Annotated in this window: 1 protein-coding gene; it reads right to left on the bottom strand. The window is 72.9% G+C overall.

Annotated elements, in window-relative coordinates; all coding sequences use genetic code 11:
• Nucleotides 1–57: 57 nt before the first annotated feature.
• On the bottom strand, nucleotides 58–1200 hold the full coding sequence (locus tag CCN72_RS35510; protein ID WP_086812493.1) for a hypothetical protein: 1143 nt from the start codon (nucleotides 1198–1200) through the stop codon (nucleotides 58–60).
• Nucleotides 1201–1297: the final 97 nt, after the last annotated feature.

Genomic DNA, 1297 nt, shown 5'->3' with positions numbered 1-1297 from the left:
GGCACACAGCCGGCCGCCACCAGGGATCGGTGGCGGCCGGCTGTGTGCCGAGGGTGGTCAGAAGGTGATCGAGTCCTCGGCGCTGACGTTCGTCGGCTGGAGGGGCTGGTAGCCGCGGGCCAGAAGCTGGGCAGTGACGGTCACGGTGCCGTGGTCGCCGCCGCCACCGCCGTAGCCGTAGCCGTAGCCGCCGCCCGTGCCGCCGGGGAGGGTGATGGTGAAGGGGACGGTGAGGGTGCCGCCGGGGAGCAGGCGGTCGGCGAGGGGCTCGGGGAGCTGGGCCACCAGGTGGCCGCCCTCGCTGGTGACGGTCGCCGGGATGCCGTCGATCGTCACCTGGACGTCCCCGGGCGCCGGGGTGGTGCTCGCGCTGATCAGCAGGCGGGTGCCCGGGTCGGCGAACTCCGGCCCGTCGGCGGGGCTGTGGAAGACGGCCGTACCGGCGACCCCGGTGGCCGTGGTGTGGAGGTCGACCTGCGCGGTGGCCGTGCCGTCGACGGCGAAGTCGTACGTGGTGCCGTTCACCGTCAGGTTGTCCACGTAGGTGTCCAGCGACGCGGCCGGGTCGCCGAGGCTGCCCACGTTGCCGATCAGCCCGATCACCCCGCTGGTGGCACCGGTGCACGCGGCGGCGAAGTCGCTCAGCGGCGCGTCGCCCCCGGCGGGGAAGCTCGCGACCGCGCGGGAGGTGCGCCAGATGCCCGACGGGCCCGAGTCCCAGTGCTGCCAGATGTCCGGGACGACCCCGTGCCGTCCCTCGGCGTCCGTGGCCAGCTGGGGCTGGAAGCTCAGCGTGGTGAATGCGCCGTTGCAGAACATGGGCAGCTGGAGGTTGGGCCCGGTGCCCGTCGTCGTCGTGTGCGCGCTGTCCACGTAGGAGTCGTAGGAGATCTCCGAGGCGAGGACGGTGCTCAGCTGGACCCCCGCCGTGTAGTAGTGCGCGGCCTGCGACTGCTGGCCGGGGCCGATGGCCAGGTGCAGGCTGCCGTTCCAGTGGACGGGATCGGCGAACGGCGACACCTCCTGGACACCGGGCGGGTTGGTCGAGGGGCCCTGGTCCTGGAGGCGGAGCCAGGGGCCGGCCGGGCCCAGGTCGGCGGCGGTGACGCGCTGGGTGGCGGCCTGGGCAGACGGTGCCAGGCAGAGTACGGACGCGCCCGCGGTCAGGACCGCCGTCACATACGCGGTCAGTCTGTTCAAGCGCAACGAAGGACTCCCATCGGGTGCCGAGCAGGCGCTGAGTGCGGCCGGCTGCGGTCAGCTGGTCACACTTTGTCCCGATGGGAGTCCTTCGTTG

Origin of the sequence: Streptomyces murinus, from assembly GCF_002154555.1 — a bacterium.
GTDB lineage: Bacteria > Actinomycetota > Actinomycetes > Streptomycetales > Streptomycetaceae > Streptomyces > Streptomyces murinus.
The sequence above is the reverse complement of the archived record's forward strand: the minus strand, read 5'-3'. Positions and strand labels throughout refer to the sequence as shown.